This is a genomic window from Frankia sp. CoWAU3, from assembly GCF_977971855.1.
This window is the reverse complement of record NZ_CDWWXB010000112.1, coordinates 1-1,678: the sequence shown is the minus strand read 5'-3', so window position 1 is coordinate 1,678 and position 1,678 is coordinate 1. Positions and strand designations below refer to the sequence as shown.

Sequence of the window (1,678 nt, the reverse complement as noted above, 5' to 3'; positions counted from 1 at the left end):
GCGGCCGGCGAGACGGACAGCCGTCCCGTCGGGAGCGGCTGCGGCATCGGCCGCGACCGCGTCGGTCCGGTAGCCGGACCGCGGCCCCGCCACCTCGGTTACCCCGGACTCCTCGATCGACATCAACACACCCTCTTGCCGCAGAAAGCACCAGCTAGCCACGAGGGTGGCGTTTCGTGAACGCTCCCGGGCGGGCCAGATGACGGATCGCCATCCTGCAGATGACTACTCCAGAGATGACTGCCCCAGCCTACCGACCCTCAGCGAACCGCAGCCAGCGTAGCCCATCCCGACAGTAGTCGATCATGGCTTCCGCCAGATGCCGGTCCCAACGCCGGGCTAGTCGAATGGGTCGCCGGCCGCTGGCGCGGCGGCGCGTCCGTCCATGTCGTGCGCGGCGCACGTGCGGTTGCTGCGCCGGGTACGCCCCGGCGTCCTGCACGTCAACCGGTGTGTGCCGTGGGCGTGCGCGCCGATGCTGGCCGCCGGCCTGACGGCCGGAGTGGCCGGTTGCGATCTGCGGGTCGTCGCCGTCGATCAGCTTCCGCTGCGGACGACTGACCTGCCGCTGCTCCTGCGGACCAGGGCGCTGTCGCGGCGGGCGGACGCCCGGGTCGCCGTGGGAGCCGGCAGCGCGCGACGGGTGGAGGACTTCTACGTCCTGGGACGCGGTTCGGTGCGCAGCATCCCGAATGCTGCCCCCGGCCTCGGCGCCCCGCCACGACGGCCGGCCGGCCGGCCCGGCCCGATGGTGGTGGGTAGCCTCGGCCGGCTCGATCGGATGAAGGGCTATGACGTGCTCATCGCAGCTTTGGCCACGATGGACGGGGCGAACGTGGTTGTCGTCGGCGACGGGGCCGAGCGCCGCCAGCTGATCGAACTCGCGGCGGCCAGCGGGGTGGCCGACCGGTTCGCCCTTACCGGCTGGTCCGACGCGGCGCGCGACGCCCTGGCCGGCTTCGACGTCTTCTGCCTGCCGTCCAGGACGGAGGGCTTTCCGCTGGCGATCGTCGAGGCGATGCTACCCGGGCTGCCGGTGGTGGCGACACCGGTCGGCGGCGTCTCCGAAGCAGTGATCGACGGCGAGACCGGGCTGCTCGTGCCCGCCGGCGACCCGGCCGCCCTGGCCGCTGCGCTGTGCCGGCTGCGGGATGATCCGGTCCTGCGCCACCAGCTGGGGAAACGGGCACGCCAAGCGGCCGTGAGCACCTTCACTGACCGCCAGATGGCCCGCGCCTACCTCACGCTCTGGGAACGGTGCCGCTCGTAGCCGCGGGCCTCTCGCCTGCGGCCCGAACCGCCGCGCCCATGACCTTGAACTGACCGTGCATCTGCGGAGCATGTCGGCGAGACGCTCGCCAGCACAGGCCTGGGCGGGTTCGAGTTCTCACCATGCCGGCAGCCTCGCGCTTTCCAGCAGGCCCGAGAACTTGTCCTGGCAGCCGACCGCCAGACACCTGCGCCGGACCGCGGGCTCGGCACCGTAGGCTCCGTTCAGGATGGCAGTACGCACCGTGCCGGGCTGCAAGCGCCGCCCGGACGACACACATCATGGCCGCGTTCCTGCGGGAGCACGCCGGCTGGGTGAGCACGGTGTTGCTGCCGGCTTACACGCCCAGGGCCGCGCAGAGATTACGCTACGTTGTGATCGGTGACGTTTTGTAGACGTGCTGTGGGG

General features: G+C 71.6%; 1 protein-coding gene. It reads left to right on the top strand.

Annotated features, from left to right (window positions below; translation table 11 throughout):
* Window positions 1-403: 403 nt before the first annotated feature.
* Window positions 404-1,270: a glycosyltransferase gene (locus AC08ON_RS11370; protein WP_476607562.1), complete on the top strand. Its 867-nt coding sequence runs from the start codon at window positions 404-406 to the stop codon at window positions 1,268-1,270.
* The last annotated feature ends 408 nt before the right edge of the window (window positions 1,271-1,678 follow it).